Consider the following 21,066-nt stretch of genomic DNA (forward strand, 5'->3'; position numbering starts at 1 on the left):
CGAGGGCACGGCCCGCCGGACCGACCAGGGCCGACCGGGACGACCGGGCCGACGTGTGGTTGCGGAGGGTCAGCTGGGGCGGGACCCGGCCGGGCGGGCGCTCGCGGCCGGTCCGGGGCGGCGCCCGACGCCGGGGGCGGTACGCGCCGCCAGGGGCGGTGGCCCGGCGGTGCGGCGGCCTCGCGGGGAGGCGGGGCCTGCGGGCGGGGGCCGCGCCGCACCGGCACGGCGGGCCGGGCCGGGCGCACCCGTCCGGCACCCGGCCGGGAACCCTACGGGCGTCGCTCCCCGGCGCGTCGCGCGACACCGTCCGGGTCGGCGGCCGCCGACGGGGCGTGAGGGGCCGCGCGGAGGGCCGCGTCGTCCGGCCCGGTGGTGCCGGTCGGGTCCGTCGGGGCCCCGGCGCGGGCCCTTCGGTGCGGGGCCGCTCCGAGGACACCGGAGCCGACGGCCACCCCCGCGCCGACGAGGGCGCTGCCGACCGCCTGGGCGGGGCCGTACGCACCGGCGGCGACGAGCGGCGCGGTCAGCGCGGCCGACACCGGGATGAGCCCGGAGAACAGCGTCGCCCGCTCGGCGCCGATCCGCTGCACCCCCATGTACCAGCAGACGAAGCCGACCACGGTCACCACGGCGGCCTGCCACAGCAGCGCCGCGGCCTCCGCCGGGGCGGGGACCCGCACGGCCTGCGCCCCGTCCACGAGGACGGCCAGCACCGCGGCCTCCAGGGCCGCCACCCCGCAGACGGTGGCGGACAGCAGCTTCGGGCCGAGCGGGCGCAGGACGGGAACGGCCAGCACGGCGAAGCCCACCTCCCCGCCGAGCGCGCACACCGACCAGGCGATCCCGGCCAGGTCCGTGCGGCCCCAGCCCTGCACGGTGAGCGCGCCCACCGCGACCAGCACCGCCCCGTACAGCACGGGCCGGGTCGGCCTGCGGCCCTCCAGCAGCGGTACGAGGACGGCGACCACCACGGGCGCGCAGCCCACGAGGACGCCGGGGACGGCCGGTTCGGCGGTGCGCTCGGCGGCGAGGACGGCCAGGTTGAAGCCGACCATGCCGATGCCCGCGAGGGCGGCGACACGCAGCCACGCGCGCGGGGGCAGGGCGCGCAGGGGGGCGGTGCCGCCGCGGCCGAGCAGGGGCAGCAGGAGCAGGCAGGCGAGGGCGTAGCGGAGGGCCTGGCCGCCCGCGTACGGGTAGGCGCCGAGGACGCTGTTGGCGGTGAAGGAGGCGCCGACGAGGACGCAGGCGAAGGCCGCGAGCAGTGCGCCGCTCCGGGAGGTCGCGTTCATGTGACCGACGCTAGGCAGGGCGCCGGCTCCGGTTGAGGACCACTTCGCCGCCGTCCACGGGGACCACTTTCGCCCGGCCGGCCGGCCAAGGCTGTCGGGCGGGCTTCCACCGGGCCGGCAGCCGGTGGGGGGGCCGCGTGGCGGTCGCGGTGAGGGCGGCCGCGCAGCCGGTGGACGCCGGGACGCCGGACGGCTGCGGGGCGGCGGGACCGGACGCCAACGGCGACCGGCCGGCGCGGAACGCGTGGCCGCCGCGGGGCGGCGGGACGGGCGCGGAGTCGGTGGGCGGGACGCCGGACGGCTGCGGGGCGGCGGGGTCCGTGTAGCGTCCGGCCCATGACCGGACGGGAAGAGGGCGGCGGTGCCTGGGAGTTGCTGGCACCGGCTGCCACGGCGCCCGCGCGGAGTCGAGGGCGTGCCCTGCGGGAGGCGCTGCGGGACGCGGTGCGGAGCGGACGGTTGGCGGCGGGCACGCGGCTGCCGTCGACCCGGGACCTGGCGGCGGAGCTGGGCGTCTCGCGGGGGCTGGTGACGGAGGCGTACGAGCAGCTCACGGCGGAGGGGTACCTGCGCAGCGTGCACGGCTCCGGCACCTGGGTGGGGGACGCGGTGCGGGCCGCGTCCCCGGGACGGGTGCGGGACCTGGCGCCCCGCTCCCCCGGTGTGCGGGTGGACTTCCGGCCGGGCCTCCCGGACCTGTCGCTGTTCCCGCGCACCGCGTGGGCGGCGGCGTACAAGGCGGCGCTCGGCGGGCTGGCGCACAAGGAGCTGGGCTACCCCGATCCGCGCGGGCTGCCGGTGCTGCGCACCGCGCTGGCCGGGCTGCTGACGCGGCGGCGCGGTGTGGTGGCGGACCCGGAGCGGCTGGTGGTGTGCTCGGGCGTGGCGCAGGCGCTGACCCTGGTGGGCGCGGTGCTGCGGGAGCGTGGTGAGCGCCTCGTGGGGGTCGAGGACCCGGGGAGCCCCGAGCACGGCACGCTCTTCGCGGCGGCCGGGCTGCGGGCCGTCGGGCTGCCGCTGGACGGCGAGGGGCTGGCCCCGCGGCCGCTCGAGGCGTCCGGGGTGCGGGCGGTGGTGACGACGCCCGCGCACCAGTTCCCACGCGGGATCGGCTACTCGGCCGCCCGGAGGGCGGAGCTGCTCGACTGGGCGCGCGCGGTGGACGGGTGGATCGTGGAGGACGACTACGACGGGGACTTCCGGTACGACCGGGAACCGGTGGGCGCTCTCCAGGGGCTCGATCCGGAGCGGGTGCTGTACACCGGCTCGGTGAGCAAGTCCCTCGCGCCGGGGCTCCGCCTGGGCTGGCTGCTGCTGCCGGGCGAGCTGGCGGGCGAGCTGGTGGAGCGGAAGCGGACCATGGACCTGGGCCATCCGGTGCTGGAGCAGGCGGTCCTCGCGGACTTCGTCGCGCGGGGCGGGTACGACCGGCATCTGCGGCGGTGCCGGAGCGCCTACCGGGAGCGGCGGGACGCGCTGGTCGCGGCGGTGGCGGAGGCTCTGCCGGGGACGGTCGTCAGCGGGATCGCGGCCGGACTGCACGTCATCGCGCGCGTACCGGCCGGGTACGGCCCCGCGGACGTCTTCGTGCGGCGGGCGGCGGCCGCGGGCGTCGTGGTGCGGACCGTCGCGGACTACGGCTCGGCGGGTGAGCCGGACGGTGACGGCGTGTCGTTGGTGCTGGGGTACGCGCATCTGTCGCCCGGGGACATCGCGCGCGGGGTGGCCGCGCTGGCACGCGCGGTCGGCCCGGCGGGGGCTCGGCACGGGGGTGGGTGAGCCGGTGTCGGGGCCGTGGAGCCGCCGCGTCACCGGTGGCGGGGCGGCGGTGGAGCGGCCCGGCCGGGCGGGGGATGGCGGGAGAGCTGCCCGACCGGTCGCGAGGCAGCGGAGCCGCCCGGCCCGGCACAGGCGGCGGAACTGCACGGCCCGGCACAGGCGGCCGAACTGCCCGACCCGGTACGGGGCAGCAGAGCTGACGGGCCGTCCAGGGGGGACAGCCGCTCCCACCTCGCGGGGCACCGGGGCGCGCCTGCCGAGGCGGACTGCGTGTGGAACCCCTGCTCCCCGTGCGGCGACAATGCGGATCATGGACTACGGAGTGAGGGAACCAGCGCGCCTCGGACAGACCCGGCTGCCGGGTGGACGGCTCCTCGGCTGGGCGGAGTGGGGGCCGGCCGACGGCAGACCGGTGCTGCTCTGTCCGGGTGCGGCCACCAGCAGGTGGCTCGGTTTCGGCGGCGACGTCGTCGACCCGGCCGGTATCCGGCTCATCAGTGTGGACCGGCCCGGCCTCGGCGCCTCCGACCCGGACCCCGGCCGCACCCTCACCAGCTGGGCCACCGACATCCGGCACCTCCTTCGGGAGCGGGCCCTCCACGCGCCGTCGGCGGTCGGGTTCTCCCAGGGAGCGCCGTTCGCCCTCGCCCTGGCCGCACACGGTCTGGTGGACGCGGTGGCCGTGGTGTCCGGCAGCGACGAACTCGCCCATCCCCGCTTCGCGCACTCGCTGGCCCCGCAGGTGCGGCAGATGGTGGACGCCGTGGCCGCCGCCCCGGACGCCGCCGAGGCGTCCTTCGCCGGCTTCGGCAGTGCCGACGCGCTGTGGGACCTGGTCGTCACGACGAGTGCCGAGGCCGATCGGGCGGTCTACACCGACCCGGTCTTCCGGCGCTTCTTCCGGCGCGCGATGGACGAGGCGTTCCGCCAGGGGCCGGCCGGATACGCCCGCGACACCGTCCTGGCGATGGGGCGCTGGCCGTTCGAGGCGACCGGCGTCGACGTGCCGGTCGACCTCTGGTACGGCCGGGGGGACACCAGCCCGGTCCACTCCCCGGACCTGGGCGAATCGCTCGGCCGGCTGCTTCCGGCGGCAACCCGGCGCCTGGTCCCCGACGCCTCGGGAGCGGTGCTCTGGACGCACGCGGAGGACATCCTGCGCACCCTGCTGCGCCACGACCGGTGACACGGGCGGTGTGGGGCAGCGCGCCGCGACCGCTGCCCGCGCCAGAGCCGCGACCCGCCGGCCAGGCGGGAAGCGGTCGGCGCGAGGCGCCGGCGCCTCGCGAGGTGGCCGCCGCCCGGTGCCGGTTCCGCTGAACGGGGCCGCGGGCACCGGGAGGTGAGCGCCGGCGTCGTTGTCAGTGCCCGGGTCTACGGTCGGAGACGTGACGCGATCCGTACAGGCGCTCGCCCACGCATGCCCCTCCGTCCTGGGGCCCAGGGGTCCGGGCGGGTCCTGGGCCCGGAGACCTCCGGTGGGCGGACGCCGGCCGGGGCCGAGGCCCCGCAGCGGTCGTGCCGGGGGGGCGGCGGTACCCGGGTGCGCACGGCGGGCGGGGGGGCTGACCCGTACGCGTCGCCGGTGGACGGGCCATCGGGGCGGACGGGGCCCCTGCGAGCGCGCGCCGGCCGTGCGGATCGCGCGGTACGGGACGAGGACGGCGGGAGGAGCGCGATGACGGAGGAAGTGCTGGAGGCGGTGCGGCAGGGCAGGCCGCACGAGGTGCCGGAGCTGCTGGGCGTGCTGGAGGCCGCGGAGCGCGAGGCGCTGCCGGCGCGGTTGAAGGCGATCCGGGCGGAGGCGCGCGGCTGGGGGTGGGAGCAGGGCGAGCGGCGCCGCCGGATGCGGCACGCCCTGCTCGTCGCCGGGGCGGGATGCCACACGGGCGCCGCCGCCACGGCCTCCTGGATCGGCGCCCGCGACCTGAGGGACCGGCAGGCGCCGCCGCACCAGCTGGTGCTGTCGGTGCTGCGCGGGCGTGACCCGCGGTGGCTGGGGGACGTGGCGCACCGGCTGGCGGGGCGTGCCGCGACGGCGCGGGAGGACTACCCGCTGATCCACGGTCTGGTGCAGCGGTCCGGTTGCCCCGTGCCGGTCGCGGACGGATACGTCCATGGCTGGGTCGACTCGGTCGCGCGCAAGCGGGTGCTCGGGGACCTGACCGCCGACCCGCAGGCACCGGTGCTCGTACCGCGCCTCTTCCGGACGGCCGCGCTGTCCGACTGGCTGGTGTGGCAGGACGGGTGGGTGGCGGCTCTGGCGGGGCTGCCGGAGGCGGGGGTCGTGACCCGCGCGGTCCTCGTCGACGGCTGCGTGGCCCGGCTGCTGCGCGGCGGCTCGCCGTCGGAGGTGCGCTTCCTGCTGGAGCTGCTGCGGGCCCTGGAGCTGACGGAGGAGGAGGAAGGCGCGCATACGGCCGACTGGGCGGGCATCGCCGCGCACGCCCCCTCGGCGTCGGCGGCCCACGCCCAGGCCGTGCTCGGCCGCCTCGCCATGGCGGGCGGCCTGTCGGCGCGGCAGCTCGCGGAGGTGTCCTCGTCGGTGCTGTTCCGCGCGGAGAAGAAGCTGGTCCGGGCGCAGCTCGTGCTGGTCGGCAAGGCGCTGCGGCGTGACGCGGGGGCGGCCGGTGAGCTGCTGCCGGTGGTGGCCGAGGTGTTCGGCCACGCGGACACGGCGCTTCAGGAACGGGCGTTGAAGCTGGTGGGGCGGCATCTGGACGGGGTCGGCCCGCAGGTGCGCGCCGCACTGGCGGACAGCGCGGCGGTGCTGCTGAGCCCGGCGCACCGGGCGGCCGCCGTGGAGGTGTTCGGGGCGCTGCCGGAGCCGGAGGGCCCCGGCGCCGCGTACGTGGAGCTGCTGCCGCCCCCGCCGGAGCCGCGGCCGCTGGCCCCGGCCGCAGAGGGGCCGGAGCTGGTCGAGGAGGTCGCCGCGCTGCTGCACTCCTTCGACCCGGACGCGATGGACACGGAGCGGGCGCTGGACGGGCTGGTGCGGGCCGCCCACGACGATCCCGACGCGCTGCGGGAGGCGCTGCTGCCGCTGCTGCCCGGCCTGTGGTGGTACGACGGCGGGCTGCTCGAGGCGCGGCACCTGCGCGGGGCGCAGCTGTTCGCGGCGGCGCTGGCCGGCCGGGTCGGACTCGACGAGCTGCGCCGGCCGCCGGCCGCCCCGGGGCGGGGGTACTGCTTCCATGAGCGGCTCGCGCACGTGCCGTTGGCGCGGGCGCGGGAGGCGGCGTTCCGGGCGCTGACCGACCCGTTGCCCTTCCTGCTGGCCACGCCGACCTGGCGGACGGGCGGCCTGGAGCCGTCCGTGCTGGTCGAGCGGCTCGCCGCGTACCGGCGTCTCGGGGTCCGGCCGGGTACGCACGACGTGGCGCAGGCGCTGCTGCGCGTGCGGAGGACCGGGCCCGGCGTGCGGGAGGCCGCGCAGGCCGCCGCCGCGCTGGGCACGGCGGAGGGCGGCCGGCTGGCGGCCTGGCTGGCGGAGGGCGCCGGTTTCGGCGCGGTCGTACGGACACGGGCCGAGCCGCCCCGGCCCGGCGCACCGGATGCCGGTGCGGGGGCGCCGGATGCCGGTGCGGGGGCGCCGGGACGGCTGATCGAGGTCGGCACTCGGGAGAACCTGGTGGTGCGGCACCAGTTTCCGCCCGCGTTCCGGCCGTTGGGGCGGCCCTGGACGTGGACGGGCCGGGACGGCGCCTGCCACTGCCGGCCCGGCGGCGCGGGCGACGGCCTCGCCGTGCTGCCGCAGGACCGCGAGACGCTCGCGGCGTGGCTGCTGCCGTTGGTGAGCCGCTGCGCCGACGCGGGCGAGCGGGACGGGGCGCTCGCCCTTCCGGCGCTCGCCGAGGGGGGCGGGGAGGCGGGGCCCGCGCTGCGTCTGGCGCTCGCGTACGGCCTCGGCGCGCGGCACGCGGAGGACCGGCTGGCGGCCGTCGACGCGCTGCTGGTGCTGGCCGCGCGCGGGGAGCTGGACGCCGGGGGCCTCGGCGTCGACCTCGCGGAGCTGGTCGCGGTGGGCGCGGTGAAGGTGAACCGGCTGGCGGACGCCCTGCGCACGACGGCGGCGTCGGGCGCGTACGCCACGGTGTGGGCGGTCCTGGCGGGCGCGCTGCCGGGGCTGCTCGGCGGGGAGGTGCCGCGCGGGACGGGCGAGATACTCGCGGTGGCCGCCGACTGCGCCGAGCGGTGCGGGGCGGCCACGCGCGCGGACGGGGCGGCGCCGGTGGGGCTGGCGGAGCTGGCGGCGCGGGGCGGCTCGACGCAGCTCGTCGCCCAGGCCAGGAGGTTGGCGGGCGCGCTGCGTTGAGCGGCGGGGCAGGGCGGGGGCGGGCGCCTTGGGGCGCGGGCACGGGGCGGGGCGGGGTTGCGGGCGAGGGTGCGGGCGGCTCGGGGCCGTGGACGGAGGTGCGGGCGGCGGCGCAGGGTGCGGAGCATCCGGGGAGTGGGCCGCGGTCGTACGGCGGTGCGAGCCGTCCGCCGGCCCCCGTCCGCCGACGCCGCGGAGAAAGCGGGCCGCCGCGGCCCGGCCGCCCGGTGCCCGGCCCGCGTCTCGCGGCGCCGCCCGCCGCGCCACACGGCTCGGGATGCGGCACGGTCGCCGCGTCGGCCACCGCGCCTGCCGTCGACCGCCGCACAGACGACCACAGAAGGGAGAGAATCAGCCTTTATGTACGCAGTTGCACACTTAACCCGCCAGTCACACACCGTTCGTGATCGCGCAACACCACCGCGTCAGAGTGCTGCCATGACCGAGATGACCGAACCGACCGCCACGTCCGCGAAGCGTACCCGCCACCGGCACCACTGGCGGCGGGATCTGGTCGAGCTCGCGGCGCTGTTCACCGCCGTGGTCGTCGCGGACGCGGTCGCGAAAACCATCGTCCACGGCCCCGACGGCCCGTACCTGCTCCTCGTCTCCGCCGTGGTCCTGGTGGCCACGGCCGCCTTCCACACCTGGTGGGCCCGGCGCCACGACCACGGCCACGCCCCGCCCGCGCTCCCGAAGACGGAGACGCGGACGGGGACGGCCCCCGCCGCGGGGGCCGGAGAGGACGGCGACGGAGAGGCCGGGACCGTGCTGTGGCGGGTGCGGACCACCGTGCGGGACGAACCGGGGAGCCTCGCCGCCCTGTGCGGGGCGCTCGCCGGGCTGCGGGTGGACATCCTGACCCTGCAGACCCACCCGCTCGCCGACGGCACGGTGGACGAGTTCCTGCTGCGCGCGCCCGCCGCGCTGCAACCCGCCGCGCTGACCCGGCGGATCGCCGCTGCGGGCGGCACCCACACCTGGATCGAGCGGGCCGACGCGCACGACCTGGTCGACACGCCGACCCGCGTCCTCGGCCTGGCCACCCGCACCGCCCTCGACGCCGCCGAACTGCCGCTCGCGCTGCGGCAGCTGCTGGGCCGCTGCGCCATCCGCTCGGTGCCCGCCGTCTCCCCCACGGGCCGCCGCAGCGACCGCACGGCCCCGGTGGAGGGCGCGCTGGAGCAGGGCGACACCGTGATGCTGCTGCGCGACCCGTACGGCGGGGTCCTCACGGTGGAGCGCCCGTACCTGCCCTTCACGCCCAGCGAGTTCGCCCGCGCCCGCGCCCTGGTCGAGCTGGACGCGCGGCTCGGCCCGAGGGTGCCGCGCGGCGAGGACGTCCTCACCCTGCCGGAGGGCGACGCGATCACCGTCCGCCGCGCCGACCAGGACGACGTGGCGGCGGCGCGGGCCATGCACGACCGCTGCTCGGACCGCACCCTGGCCCTGCGCTACCACGGCCCGGTCGCCGACGCCGACCTCTACCTGAACCACCTGCTCAGCCCCCGCTTCGGCCGGACCCTCGCCGTCGAGACGTCCTCCGGCCGGCTGATCGCCCTCGGGCACCTGCTGTGGGACGGCGACGAGACGGAGGTGGCCCTGCTCGTCGAGGACGCCTGGCAGCGCCGCGGCATCGGCTCCGAACTGCTGCGCCGGCTGACCGGGCTCGCCGTGGAGGCCGGGTGCGACAGCGTGTACGCCGTGACGCAGGCGTCCAACACCGGCATGGTCGCCGCCATGCGCGCCCTGCGGCTGCCGCTCGACTACCAGATCGAGGAGGGCACCCTGGTGATCACGGCCCGGCTCGACGCCCTGCGGGCCGAGCACGGCGGCCGGTCGGCCGAAAGGCACGGGCTCCCGGCGGGCCGCCCCCACCCGACTCCGGGCGCCGGCCCCGCCGGTCAGGGCGCTCCTCAGCACCCGTAGCGGCTCCGGGGGCACCGCGTCGACGACGGGTTTCAGCCAAAACCGCCGACGGCCGGGCCGTGGCGCGCACGAGCGCGCCGCGGCCCGCCGTTCGCCCGCGCGACACGCCTCCCGCACCCCCCGCGCGCCGCCGCGCGCGCCCCCGAGCCCGCCGCCGGCGCCCCGCCCGCCCCTTCAGCACTGGTCCAGCACGGGTCGCGGCAACTGCCGGACGCACATGGTGACGGCACCCGCCCCCGTCTCCGGCCCTCTCCCGGCCGCCCTCGACCGGACCCCACACGTCACTCCCGCCACCCCCGCAACGCCCGGGTCGGGCGCCGCGGCAGCGCCCCGCTCGTTTGTCAGCCGACTGTGATCGAATGAGGTGACGGGGGCGCCGGCCGCGTACCAGGATGGGCGCATGCCAGATACCCCCAGCCCTCTCCCCCGCCAGGTCGCGGACGACTTCGTGGACGCCCTCGTCGCACTCGACCCGGTCACCGGCACGTACCTGGGCGTGCCGGAGAGCTACGCGCTCCTCCCCGACTTCTCACCCGCCGGCCAGGAGGAGATCGCCGCTCTGGCCCGCGACACGCTCACCCGGCTCGACGGGGCCGAGCGGGCGCCGGGCGCCGGCAGCGACGCCGAGCGCCGCTGCGCACGGCTCCTGCGGGAGCGGCTCACCGCCGAACTGGCCGTCCACGACGCGCAGGAGGGCCTGCGCACCGTCGGCAACCTCCGCTCCCCCGCACACAGCGTCCGCATGGCGTTCACCGTGACGCCGACCGAGAGCGACGAGGACTGGGCGGTCGTCGCCGAGCGGCTGCGGGCCGTCCCGGCCGCGCTCGACGGCTACCGGGAGTCCCTCGCCCTCGGCATCGAGCGGGGCCTGCCGGGCGGGCCGCGCGCGACGGCGACCTTCATCGACCAGCTGGGCAAGTGGGCGGGCGGGGGCCGGGGCGGCTGGTTCGGGGAGTTCGCCTCCGCGGGGCCCGCCGCCCTCCGGCCGGAGCTGGACACGGCGGCGCGGGGCGCGACCGCCGCCGTCGCGGAGCTGCGCGACTGGATGCGGGACGTGTACGCGCCGGCCGTCGCGGACGCGCCCGACACGGTGGGCCGCGAGCGGTACGCCCGCTGGTCGCGCTACCACAACGGCACGGACTTCGACCTGGACGAGGCGTACGCGTACGGCTGGGACGAGTACCACCGCATCCTCGCGGAGATGCGCGAGGAGGCCGACCGGATCCTGCCGGGCGCCGGGCCCTGGGAGGCGCTGGCCCATCTGGACCGGCACGGGACGCACATCGAGGGCGTCGAGGAGACCCGCGTCTGGCTGCAGAAGCTGATGGACGAGGCGATCGACGCGCTGGACGGGACGCACTTCGAGCTCGCCGACCGGGTGCGGCGCGTGGAGTCGCGGATCGCGCCGCCCGGGAGCGCCGCCGCCCCCTACTACACGGGCCCGTCGGAGGACTTCTCGCGGCCCGGCCGGACCTGGCTGCCCGTCAACGGCGACACCCGCTTCCCGGTCTACGACCTGGTGTCCACCTGGTACCACGAGGGCGTGCCCGGCCACCACCTCCAGCTCGCGCAGTGGGCGCACGTCGCGGACAGCCTGTCCCGGTACCAGGCGACCGTGGGCATGGTGAGCGCCAACGCGGAGGGCTGGGCGCTGTACGCGGAGCGGCTCATGGACGAGCTGGGCTTCCTGCCGGACGCGGAGCGGCGGCTCGGCTACCTGGACGCGCAGATGATGCGCGCCTGCCGGGTGATCGTGGACATCGGCATGCACCTGGGCCTGGAGATCCCGGCGCACTCGCCGTTCCGGCCGGGCGAGCGGTGGACGCCGGGGCTGGCGCAGGACTTCTTCCAGCGGCACAGCAGCCGTCCGCCCGCGTACGTCGAGAGCGAGATGGTCCGCTACCTGTCGATGCCCGCGCAGGCCATCGGCTACAAGCTCGGCGAACGGGCCTGGCTGCTGGGCCGGGAGAACGCCCGCAAGGCGCACGGGGCCGCGTTCGACGCGAAGAAGTGGCACATGGCGGCGCTCTCCCAGGGCCCGCTCGGCCTGGACGACCTCGTCGAGGAGCTGTCCCGCCTCTGACGCGCCCGGCCTGCCTCCCGTGCGCGCCCCTCACGCGTCCCGAACGCATGCCGTACGCATGCCGTACGCATGCCGTACGTCGTACGCGTCCCGGAAGCCACCGGAGCCCGGAGCCGGCGCGCGTGCGGCGGGTGCGCGCCCCGAGAGGCGCGCACCCGCCGGGGGGTTCAGCAGCCGCAGGCAGCGGCGGCGACCGGAGCGGTGAGCGGGTCGGCGTCCTGGCGCCGCAGGCCCTCCGCCGTCTCGTACGGGAAGCCCTCCCGCGCCCAGTACTCGAAGCCGCCGAACATCGTCTTGACCCGGTAGCCGAGGCGGGAGAGGGCGAGGGCCGCGCGGGTGGCGCCGTCGCAGCCGGGCCCCCAGCAGTAGGTGACGACCGGTACGGCCTTGTCGAGCAGCAGCTCGGCCCGCTCGGGGACGAGGGCGGTCGGCAGGTGGACGGCGCCGGGGACGTGCCCCTGGTCCCACGCCTCGGCGGAGCGGGAGTCCAGGAGGGCGAAGCCGGGGTCGCCCTCCGCCGCGAGGGCGGCGGCCACGTCGGAGGCGTCGGTGTGGAAGGCGAGGCTCGCGGCGAAGTACGCGGCGGCGGCCTCCGGCGCGGCGGGCGGCACGCCCAGCACGCCCCCGGCGCCGGGGACGGTGCCGGAGGTGGCACCGGGAGCGGAGGCAGGGGCGGGAGCGGAGGCGGGGGTCTGCGGCATGGTGTCCATGCGGGAAACCTACGGCCGGTGATCACCCCGCCTGAAGAGGCGATCCATGGCCGTGACCTTGTTCCGCCGGGGATTCCCCTGCTATTCCTCGTCCATGACGGGATTCTCGCCGGACGCCACCGACTGGCGCATACTCCAGCTCCTCCAGGCCGACGGCCGGGCGAGCTTCGCCGAGCTGGCACGGGCCGTGTCGATGTCGCCGAGCGCCGTGACCGAGCGGGTCCGCAGGCTGGAGGAGGCCGGTGTGATCACCGGGTACGCGGCGGTCGTGGACACCGAGGCGCTGGGCCTGCCGGTCCTCGCCTTCGTCCGGCTGCGTTACCCCCACGGCAACTACAAGCCCTTCCACGACCTGCTGGAGGCGACGCCGGAGGTGCTGGAGGCGCACCACGTCACCGGCGACGACTGCTTCGTCCTGAAGGTGGCCGCCCGGTCGATGCGGCACCTGGAGGAGGTGGCGGGCCGGATCGGCGCCCTGGGGTCGGTGACGACGAGTGTCGTGTACTCGTCGCCCCTGCCCCGCCGCGCGGTCGGCCGCTGACGGCCCGTCTCCGTCCGCCGGTCCGCCCGGGCCCCCGAGCCTTCCCAGCCGCGGCGCCGCCGAGGCCCCCGAGCATCCCCGGCCGCGGCGCCGCCGAAGCCGCCCCGCCGAAGCCGGCGGACCACCCGAGCCGCCGGACCACCCGAACCGCCGGACCGCCTCGCCCTCAGCCGCCGTCGCCCGTCCGCAGCCGCACCCGCGAGCCGCCGCGCCCCTTGACGACCTCCAGCTGGGCCGGGATGCGGCGGCGCAGGTCGGCGACGTGGCTGACGATGCCGACGCTGCGGTCCCGCTCGCGCAGCGAGTCCAGCACGTCCAGCACCTCGTCCAGCGTGTGCTCGTCGAGGCTGCCGAAGCCCTCGTCGATGAAGAGGGTGTCGAGCCGTACGCCGCCCGCCTCGTCGGTGACGACGTCGGCGAGGCCGAGCGCCAGGGCGAGCGACGCGAAGAACGTCTCGCCGCCGGAGAGCGTGGCCGTGTCGCGCTCGCCGCCGGTCCACGCGTCGACCACGTGCAGGCCCAGCCCGGCGCGCTTGGTGCCGGTGCGGGCGTCGGAGTGGACCAGCGTGTAGCGGCCGGACGACATGCGCTGGAGCCGCACCGTGGCGGCGGCGGCGACCTGTTCGAGGCGGGCGGCGAGGACGTACGACTCCAGGCGCATCCGCCGCTCGTTCTCGGCGGACGTCCCGGCGGTGAGCGCCGCCAGCCGGGCCACCCGGTCGTACTCCGTGCGCAGCGGTCCCAGGACGCGGACCTCGTCGGCCACGCGCGCGGAGAGCCGGTCGAGCGCGGCGCACCGCTCGCGGTGGGCGGCGAGGGCGGTGGTGGCCCCGCGTACGGCGCGCTCGGCCGCGTCGTGGGCGGCCGCCGCCGCGGCGACGTCGGCGGGCGGGCCCTCGGCGGCGGCGCGGGCGGCGGCGTCCGCCAGGCGGTCGGCGACCACGGCGGCCTCGGCCTGCCAGGCGTCGACCCGGTGCTGGAGGCCGCGCCGGGCGGTGTCCTCCAGGAGGGCCGCCGCCGCGGCGGCCGGGGTGGCGAACCCGGCCCGGTACGCGGCGTCCGCCAGCCGCCCGTCGGCCTCCTTCAGCCGCCGCGCCGCCGACTCCGCGGCCCGTACGGCCTCGGCGGCGGCCTCCAGGGCGGACACCTCGCGCTCCAGGGCGGCCGCCCGCGCCGCGACGGTGCCGCCGCCGTCGCCGAGGACACCCGCCAGTTCGGCCTCGCACTCGGCCCGCAGCCGGTCGAGCGTGTCGCACCGGGAGTCCCGCGCGGCGGCCAGCGCCTCCGACCGCCGCCGCTGCTCCTCGCGCCGGGCGTGCTCCGCCTCGGCGGCTTCCAGCGCCTCGCGCGCGACATGGCCGTCGCGGGCGAGGGTGCGCGCCTCGGCCTCCTCGCGCTCCAGCCGGGTCACCGCCTCGGCCAGTTCGGCGACGGAAGGGCCCTCGGCCCCGGCCCCGCCGGGGGCGGCCCCGGCTTGGTCCCCGCCCGGGGCGTGCCCGGCGGCCTCCGCCGCGGCGGAGGCGAGCGCCTCGTGTACGCGGGCGAGGTCCCGTTCGGCGGCGGTGCGGGCCTCGGCGGCGCGCGTGTGCTGCGCGTACGCCCCCTCCTCCGCCGCGCGGTCCACGTGGTCGGCGGTGGGCCGGGCGGGCGACGGGTGCTCGGCGGAGCCGCACACCGCGCAGGGGACGCCGTCCTCCAGGTGGGCGGCGAGTTCGGCGGCGATGCCGCGCAGCCGCCGCTCCCGCAGGGCGAGCCAGGTCTCGTGGGCGGCGTTGGCGGCCTCGCGGGCGGTCGCGAGCCGTGCGGCGACGCCGGCCGCGTCGGCGGCGAGGGCGTCCCGGCGGCGGGCCGCGTCCAGGCGGCGGCGGGCCGGGGCGAGCCGCCCGGCGAGGTGCTCGGCTCGAGTGGCGGCCTCGCCGGCGGCGTCCACACGGGCGGTGAGCGCCCGCCGAATGCCGTCCCAGCCGTCGAGCCAGGAGACGGCCTCCTGGAGGGCCTCGTCGTCGGCGCGGGCCTGCCGGTCGAGTTCGGCGCGCTCGCGGGCGATGTCCGCGAGTCGCCGCTCGGCGCGGCGGGCCGCGTCGAGGGCGCCCAGGTCGCGGCGGCGGGCCCGGGCGAGGCCGGCCAGCGCCTCCGGTCCGGCGTCGAAGGGGTCGAGGGCGGGCCCGGCGTCGGGGTCGACGGCGCCCGCGCCGAAGGTTCCCGCGCCGAAGGCTCCCGCTCCGGAGTCGGTGGCGCCGGAGCCGGTGGCGGGCCCGGTGAGCGCCGCGAGCGCGGTGAGCGCGCGGGCACGGGCGGCGTCGGCCTCGCGGTGCTCCCGCTCCGCCCGGTCGCGCTGGTCGAGCGGGCCGGCGACGCGCTCCGCCTTGCGGGACTCGTCCAGGCGGGCCTGCCACGCGTCGTGCTCGGCCCGGCGCTCCTCGAGGGCGGCGGCGCGGCGGCGGGCGTCCTCGTGGCGTTCGCGCAGGGCGGCGCGCTCGTGCTCGGCGTCGAGGGCGCGGCGGGCGGAGCCCTGGCGCTCCTCGGCCGCGGTGAGGGCGAGGCGGGCGGTGTCGAGGGCCTCGCGGGCACCGGACCGGGCGACGGCGGCCCAGCCGAGGACGGCGTCGGCGAGACCGGGGTCGCCCGGTGCGCCGTCGGGTGCCGGCCAGCCCGCCGCGGCGTCGCCGGCGGCCTGCGCCATGCGGTGGGCCAGGGCGAGGAGCCTCTGGTCCCCCTCGCGGACGCGCTGCTCGGCGGCGCGGCGCAGTTCGGCGAGGCGTTCCTCGACGGCGGCGAAGCGGCGGGTGTCGAACAGCCGCCCGAGGAGCTTGCCGCGCGCCTCGGCGTCGGCGCGCAGGAAGCGGGAGAAGTCGCCCTGCGGCAGGAGCACGACCTGGCAGAACTGGTCGCGGCTCATGCCGATGAGCCGGGTGACCTCCTCCCCTATCTCCTGGTGCGAGCGGCTGAGGTCCTTCCAGGCGGCGGCCTCGGCGTCGTACTCGCGCAGCCAGGACTGGGCCTTCTCGACGGTGTGTCCGCGTCCGCGCTTCTTGGGGCGGGGCTGGGCGGGGCGCCGGGTGATCTCCAGTCGGCGGCCGGCGACGGTGAGGTCGAGCACGACCTCGGTGGCGGTGCCCGCCGGCGCGTGGTCGCTGCGCAGGGAGGTGCCGGGCGCCTGCCGCGCGCCGGGGACGGAGCCGTACAGGGCGAAGCAGACCGCGTCGAGGACGGAGGTCTTGCCCGCCCCGGTCGCGCCGTGCAGGAGGAAGAGCCCGGCGGAGGAGAGCGCGTCGAAGTCGACCTCCTGGGCCGTGGCGAAGGGGCCGAACGCCGTGACGCGGAGCCGGTGGAGCCTCACCTGCCCACCTCGCCCTCGCGTGCGGCGAGCCCGGCGCGTACGTCGTCGAGGGCGCCGCGCAGGGCGGCCCGTTCGTGGGCGTCGGGTCCGGCGCCGCGGACGTGGGCCACGAAGTCCTCCGCGATCTGCTGGTCGGTGCGCCCGTGCAGGCGGCGGGCGTAGGAGAGGTGGCCGTCGGGGTCGTCGGACCGCTCGGGCTCGAAGGTCAGGGCGAGGGTGTGCGGGAAGCGCCGGGTGAGCCGCGCCATGGGCTCGGCGGGGCGTACCGGGTCGGTGAGGACGGCCTCGACCCAGGCGTCCTCGTGGCGGTCGAGCGCCGGGTCGGCGAGGAGGTCCTCCAGGCGGCCGCGGAGGCGGGCGAGGCGGCGCGGTACGGGGCAGTCGACCCGCTCGGCGGTGACCTCCCCGCCGGGGGCGAGGTCGACGAGCCACATCGTCTTGCGGTGCCGCCACTCGGAGAACGAGTAGGCGAGCGGGGAGCCGGAGTAGCGGACGCGGTGGGTGAGGGCCTGCGCGCCGTGCAGGTGGCCGAGGGCCACGTAGTCCACGCCGTCGAAGACGGCGGCGGGCACGGAGGCGACGCCGCCGACGGTGATGTCGCGCTCGCTGTCGCTGGTCTCGCCGCCGGTCACGAAGGCGTGGGCGAGGACGACGGACCGGGTGCCCGCGGGGCGGGCGGCCAGATCGGCGCGGACGCGGTCCATGGCGGCGGCGAGTACCGCCTGGTGGCGGCTCCTGGCCGCGCCGAGGCGCTCGCGGACGAGGGCCGGTTCCAGGTAGGGCAGCCCGTAGACGGCGACGTCGCCGTGGGGCGGGTCGGGGAGGAGGACGGGCGTGCCGATGCCACCGGGGTCGGTGCGCAGGTGGACGCCGGCGCGCTCGATGAGGCGGGCGCCGACGCCGAGGCGGCGGGCCGAGTCGTGGTTGCCGGAGATCATCACGGTGGGCACGCCCGCCTCGGCGAGCCGGTGCAGGGTGCTGTCGAACAGTTCGACGGCGGCGAGCGGCGGGATGGCCCGGTCGTACACGTCCCCCGCGACGAGGACGGCGTCCACGTCGTGCTCCCGGACGGTGGCGACGAGGTGGTCGAGGAAGGCGGCCTGGGCGTCGAGGAGCCCGACGCGGTGGAAGGACCGGCCCAGGTGCCAGTCCGATGTGTGCAGCAATCTCATAAGACGGCCCTGACCTGCATGTTTCTCCCGGTGACATCCCGAAGGCCGGCACGGGGGCCCGGGCCGGGCGCCCTCCACGCTAGCGCCTGCCGGTACCCGGTCGACCACTGACCTCACATCGTGACTCCGCGGGCTCTCCCCGCCCGCCCCCGGACAGCGGGGTCTCCGCGTGGCGAGCGTGCGTGAGACGGGGCTGAGCGGATCGCCGCGGCTCCACGCCGGGCGGCGCGGTGGACGGCCGACGATGCTCCGGCCCGCCGGCCCGGTCCGCGCCAGGGCCGCCCGGTACGGTCGGAGCTCGGCGTGGACGGCTCCTTCCCGAACCACGGGTGCATACCCCCGCCCGTATGCCCTATGGTGGCCGTCGCACGCGGTACCGCCTCCCGGAGTCCTCACGATGACCGTGCCCTCTTCGCGCCACACAGCCGGTTCCGTGCTGCGCTGCGTCATGGTGCTGGTCGCCGTGCTGGCCTCGTCCCTGTGCGCGGTCGGGCAGTCCGCGGCGGAGTCCGTACCGGCCTCGGCCACCGCCACAGCCGACGTACGGCACGCGGCAGGGCTGCCCCTCGTCAGCGGGGCCACCGCGGAGCGGGGCAGCGTCGACGTCGGTGACGCCGCTGCCCTCCACGAGGCGACCGCCCCCGCGTCGCCGGACGCCGGGCACTGCGGCAAGCAGACCGCCCTCGACATCGCCTCCGCCCACGACGCCTCCCGTCCGTCCGCGCCGCTGCCGACCACGGGAAGCGAAGAACGCCGGACACCGGCCGCGCCGACAGGGCCGGGCCCCGCGTTCGCGGGACCGGGGTCCGCGCCACCCGCACCCGACCTGGTCCGACTCTCCGTCCTGAGGATCTAGACCGGCCCGCGCGCCGTGTCCCTTCACCTCCTCAGCGAAAACGGAGTCCCTTGCCCATGCCCTCCTCTCGGTCCTTCCGCCGGGCGGGAGCGACGCTTCGCGCGTGGCGGTCCCCGCAGTGGGTCGCCGCCGCGGGCGGCGCCGCACTGACCACGGTGCTGGTGGGCGTACCCACCGCGGTGGTGCCCTCGCCCCTGTTCTCCCGTTCCGTCCCCGTCCAGTGGTGGAACCACCCCGTCCTCGCCGCCACCGCGGTGCTCGCCGGACTCGTCCTGGCCACCTTCCTCAGGCTGCCGCACGGCGGTCCCGACGGCTCGGGCGCGCCGGAGGACCACGGCGATCCGTCCGCGAAGGCCGCCGGACGGCTCGGGTCGGTCGGCGGTCTGCTGTCGCTGCTGGCGGTGGGGTGCCCCGTCTGCAACAAACTCGTCCTGGTCCTGCTGGGCGCCTCCGGTGCCCTGACCTACTGGGCCCCGCTGCAGCCGCTGGTGGCCGTCCTCTCCCTCGCCCTGCTGGCCGAGGCGGCACTGCGCAGGCTCTCCACAGCCGACGTGTGCCCCGCGCCCGTCCGCCGCTGAGCGTTTCGCCGCTCCCGCGGACCCCCCTCTTCGTCCTACCTCACTCTCGGAGCATCACCATGCCCGGAACATCCGGAACACCCGGAACACCCGCGTCCTCGCGCACCGGGCGGCCACGCCCCGGTCGCACCCGGCGCGTCCTCGCCGCGGTCGTGCCGGCCGCCGCCGTCGTGACCGCCGTTCTCGCCCTCGCCCTCGGCCGCGACGGCTCCGGGGGCGGCACCGCCGCCCCCGCCACGGTGTCGACCCCCGAGGCTCAGGAGCCGGCGAACCCGGAACTGCTCGGCCTGGCCCGCCGGGACGGCGCCGACCCGCTCGCCCTCGGCAGCCCCGACGCGCCCGTCGTGCTGATCGAGTACTCCGACTTCCAGTGCCCCTTCTGCGGCCGGTTCGCCCGCGAGACCAAGCCGGACCTGGTCCGCGACTACGTCGACAAGGGCGTCCTGCGCATCGAGTGGCGCAACTTCCCCGTCTTCGGAGTCGAGTCGGACCAGGCCGCGCGAGCCGGCTGGGCCGCCGGACAGCAGAACCGCTTCTGGCAGTTCCACGACACGGCCTACGCCGAGCCGCGGCGCCGCAACGCGGGCGACTTCAGCGAGGACAAGCTCACCGCCATGGCCCGGAAGGCCGGCGTCGAGGACCTCGCGCGGTTCGAGAAGGACATGGCCTCCGACGCCGCCCACCGGGCGGTCACCCGCGACACCGAGGAGGGCTACGGCATCGGGGTCACGAGCACCCCGGCCTTCCTGATCAACGGCCGGCCGGTACTCGGCGCCCAGCCCACCGACGTCTTCACCGACATCATCGACGAGGCCGCCGAGCAGGCACGGCAGCAGGAGGACGGCGATGAGTGACCCGGGCGTGCTGGTCGCCTTCCTCGGCGGCCTGCTGGCCCTGCTCAGCCCCTGCTCGGCCCTGCTGCTGCCGGCCTTCTTCGCGTACTCCTTCGCCGGCAGCGCCCGCCTCCTGGGCCGCACGGCACTCTTCTACGCCGGACTCTGCCTCACCCTGGTGCCGCTGGGGGTGGCCGGCTCCTTCGCCGGGCGGCTCTTCCACGGGCACCGGGACACCCTGGTCACGGCAGGCGGCTGGCTGGTCATCGCGCTCGGCGTGGCCCAGGTGCTGGGCCGGGGATTCGGCTCACGCCGTCTGCAGCAGGCCGCCGGGAGACGCCGCTCCGGCTCCGCGGCCTCCGTGCTGGCACTGGGCGCGGTCTACGGCCTGGCGGGCTTCTGCGCCGGGCCGATCCTGGGCGCCGTCCTGACCGTCGCGGCCATGGGCGGCGCCCCCTGGCGGGGCGGTGCGCTGCTGGCCGTCTACGCCCTGGGCATGGCGGTGCCGATGTTCGTCCTGGCCGCACTGTGGGACCGCTACGACCTCGGGCGCCGGCCATGGCTGCGTGGACGGGTGGTCCACCTCGGCACAGTGCCGCTGCACACCACCTCCCTGGCCGGCGGCACGATGTTCATCCTGCTCGGCGTGCTCTTCCTGGCCTTCGACGGCACCTCCGCACTGCCGTCCCCGATGGGAGTGGACGCGGAGTTCGCCTGGGAGGAACGGCTGTCCCGATGGGCGGGCGCGGTCCCCGACCGCACCCTGCTGCTCGGCCTGGCCGCGGTCGCGGCCGCCGCGGCCCTCGCCGTCCTGCTGCGCACCCGGCCCGGACGGAAGGAGGAGCGGCACCCGCCGGCGGAGCGCGCCCGCGCGGACGGCACCGTGGAGGAACACCGCTGATCTCACGCGTGTCCCGGGAGGACCCGCCAAGGATCCTCCCGGGACACCGGGCGCCGCCGTACGCGTCAGCCGTCCCCGTACGCGTCAGCCGTGTCCCTGTACGCGTCAGCCGTCCCCGTACGCCTCTCCGCCGAGTTCCAGGGTGGCCGTTCCGGCGGTGGCGTCGGCGAGCCAGCCGCGGAAGGCGTCCACGTCGGCGTCGGGCAGGCCCACCTCGATCCGTACGGCGTCGGCGTACCGTACGTCGCGGACGGAGCGGCCGGTGGCGCGCAGGTCGTTCTGGAGCCTGCCGGCCCGCTGGTGGTCGACGGTGACGGTGGCGAGCCGGTAGCGGCGGCGCGTCACGGTGCCGATCGCGTCGAGGGCCTCGCCGACGCAGCCGCCGTAGGCGCGGATGAGGCCGCCCGCGCCGAGCTTCACGCCGCCGTAGTAGCGGGTGACGACGGCGGCGACGTACCGCACGTCGCGCCGCAGCAGCATCTGGAGCATCGGCACGCCGGCGGTGCCGCCCGGCTCCCCGTCGTCGCTCGCCTTCTGGACGGCCGCGTCGGCGCCGATGACGTACGCGAAGCAGTTGTGGGTGGCGGTGGGGTGCTCGCGGCGGACGCGTGCCACGAAGTCCTGGGCCTCCCGCTCCGTCGCGGCGGGGGCCAGCGCGCAGAGGAAGCGCGAGCGGTTGATCTCGGTCTCGTGGACGCCCTCGCGGGCCACCGTCAGGTACTGCTCCTGCATTC

The 21,066-nt window shown here is 77.6% G+C and carries 15 protein-coding genes; 10 read left to right on the top strand and 5 right to left on the bottom strand.

All coding sequences use genetic code 11. The annotated features are described in order from the left end of the window. Positions 1-272 precede the first annotated feature (272 nt). Positions 273-1,295 (bottom strand): EamA family transporter, encoded by a 1,023-nt coding sequence (locus CP974_RS02940; RefSeq protein ID WP_078915686.1) that lies wholly within the window; start codon positions 1,293-1,295, stop codon positions 273-275. Positions 1,296-1,631: 336 nt separating this feature from the next. On the opposite strand from CP974_RS02940, the gene pdxR reads away from it, so the two are divergent. The 5 genes from pdxR (at position 1,632) to CP974_RS02965 (ending at position 11,401) form a co-directional block, all read left to right on the top strand. Continuing rightward, entirely contained in the window at positions 1,632-3,074 is a 1,443-nt protein-coding gene (gene pdxR / locus CP974_RS02945) for a MocR-like pyridoxine biosynthesis transcription factor PdxR (protein ID WP_031132815.1), read from the top strand. A 310-nt stretch (positions 3,075-3,384) separates the two neighbouring features. Continuing rightward, on the top strand, positions 3,385-4,260 hold the full coding sequence (locus CP974_RS02950; RefSeq protein WP_031132817.1) for an alpha/beta fold hydrolase: 876 nt from the start codon (positions 3,385-3,387) through the stop codon (positions 4,258-4,260). Positions 4,261-4,752: 492 nt separating this feature from the next. Then, the gene (locus tag CP974_RS02955) at positions 4,753-7,389 is read left to right on the top strand and encodes a DUF6493 family protein (protein ID WP_031132819.1); all 2,637 of its coding nucleotides are present in this window, start codon (positions 4,753-4,755) and stop codon (positions 7,387-7,389) included. A 447-nt stretch (positions 7,390-7,836) separates the two neighbouring features. Beyond that, entirely contained in the window at positions 7,837-9,318 is a 1,482-nt protein-coding gene (locus tag CP974_RS02960; RefSeq protein WP_051839221.1) for a GNAT family N-acetyltransferase, read from the top strand. Between the two features lie 400 nt (positions 9,319-9,718). Continuing rightward, positions 9,719-11,401 (top strand): DUF885 domain-containing protein, encoded by a 1,683-nt coding sequence (locus CP974_RS02965; RefSeq protein WP_031130130.1) that lies wholly within the window; start codon positions 9,719-9,721, stop codon positions 11,399-11,401. Between the two features lie 167 nt (positions 11,402-11,568). Here the strand turns inward: CP974_RS02965 and CP974_RS02970 are convergent, their stop codons facing one another. After that, entirely contained in the window at positions 11,569-12,102 is a 534-nt protein-coding gene (locus CP974_RS02970) for a rhodanese-like domain-containing protein (protein ID WP_031130129.1), read from the bottom strand. 103 nt (positions 12,103-12,205) lie between these two features. On the opposite strand from CP974_RS02970, the gene CP974_RS02975 reads away from it, so the two are divergent. After that, positions 12,206-12,652, top strand: a complete 447-nt coding sequence (locus CP974_RS02975) for an Lrp/AsnC family transcriptional regulator (protein WP_031130127.1) — start codon at positions 12,206-12,208, stop codon at positions 12,650-12,652. Between the two features lie 166 nt (positions 12,653-12,818). Here the strand turns inward: CP974_RS02975 and CP974_RS02980 are convergent, their stop codons facing one another. Together CP974_RS02980 and CP974_RS02985 are read right to left on the bottom strand one after the other, a co-directional pair. Further along, complete coding sequence (locus tag CP974_RS02980; RefSeq protein ID WP_085921453.1) at positions 12,819-15,992, bottom strand: AAA family ATPase; 3,174 nt, start codon at positions 15,990-15,992, stop codon at positions 12,819-12,821. Further along, entirely contained in the window at positions 15,989-17,164 is a 1,176-nt protein-coding gene (locus CP974_RS02985; RefSeq protein WP_031130125.1) for an exonuclease SbcCD subunit D, read from the bottom strand. Before CP974_RS02985 ends, CP974_RS02980 begins: the two co-directional genes overlap by 4 nt. A 397-nt stretch (positions 17,165-17,561) precedes the next feature. Here CP974_RS02985 and CP974_RS02990 point away from each other — a divergent pair, with 397 nt between their 5' ends. Genes CP974_RS02990 through CP974_RS03005 form a run of 4 tightly spaced genes read left to right on the top strand, consistent with a single transcriptional unit; the run spans position 17,562 to position 20,332 of the window. Beyond that, positions 17,562-18,020 carry a hypothetical protein gene (locus tag CP974_RS02990; protein ID WP_031130124.1) on the top strand — a complete coding sequence of 153 codons (459 nt, stop codon included), beginning with the start codon at positions 17,562-17,564 and terminating at the stop codon, positions 18,018-18,020. A 56-nt stretch (positions 18,021-18,076) separates the two neighbouring features. Further along, positions 18,077-18,598, top strand: coding sequence for a hypothetical protein (locus CP974_RS02995; RefSeq protein ID WP_031130123.1), 522 nt, complete (start codon positions 18,077-18,079; stop codon positions 18,596-18,598). Positions 18,599-18,657: 59 nt separating this feature from the next. Beyond that, a complete protein-coding gene (locus CP974_RS03000) occupies positions 18,658-19,452 on the top strand; it encodes a DsbA family protein (protein WP_031130122.1) in 795 nt (264 codons plus the stop codon). Next, positions 19,445-20,332 (top strand): cytochrome c biogenesis CcdA family protein, encoded by an 888-nt coding sequence (locus tag CP974_RS03005; RefSeq protein ID WP_031130121.1) that lies wholly within the window; start codon positions 19,445-19,447, stop codon positions 20,330-20,332. The genes CP974_RS03000 and CP974_RS03005 overlap by 8 nt, the downstream gene beginning before the upstream one ends. A 105-nt stretch (positions 20,333-20,437) precedes the next feature. On the opposite strand, the gene CP974_RS03010 is transcribed toward CP974_RS03005, so the two are convergent. Continuing rightward, the gene (locus CP974_RS03010) at positions 20,438-21,064 is read right to left on the bottom strand and encodes a YigZ family protein (protein ID WP_031130120.1); all 627 of its coding nucleotides are present in this window, start codon (positions 21,062-21,064) and stop codon (positions 20,438-20,440) included. Positions 21,065-21,066: the final 2 nt, after the last annotated feature.

This window comes from Streptomyces fradiae ATCC 10745 = DSM 40063, assembly GCF_008704425.1.
In the GTDB taxonomy this organism is placed as follows: domain Bacteria; phylum Actinomycetota; class Actinomycetes; order Streptomycetales; family Streptomycetaceae; genus Streptomyces; species Streptomyces fradiae.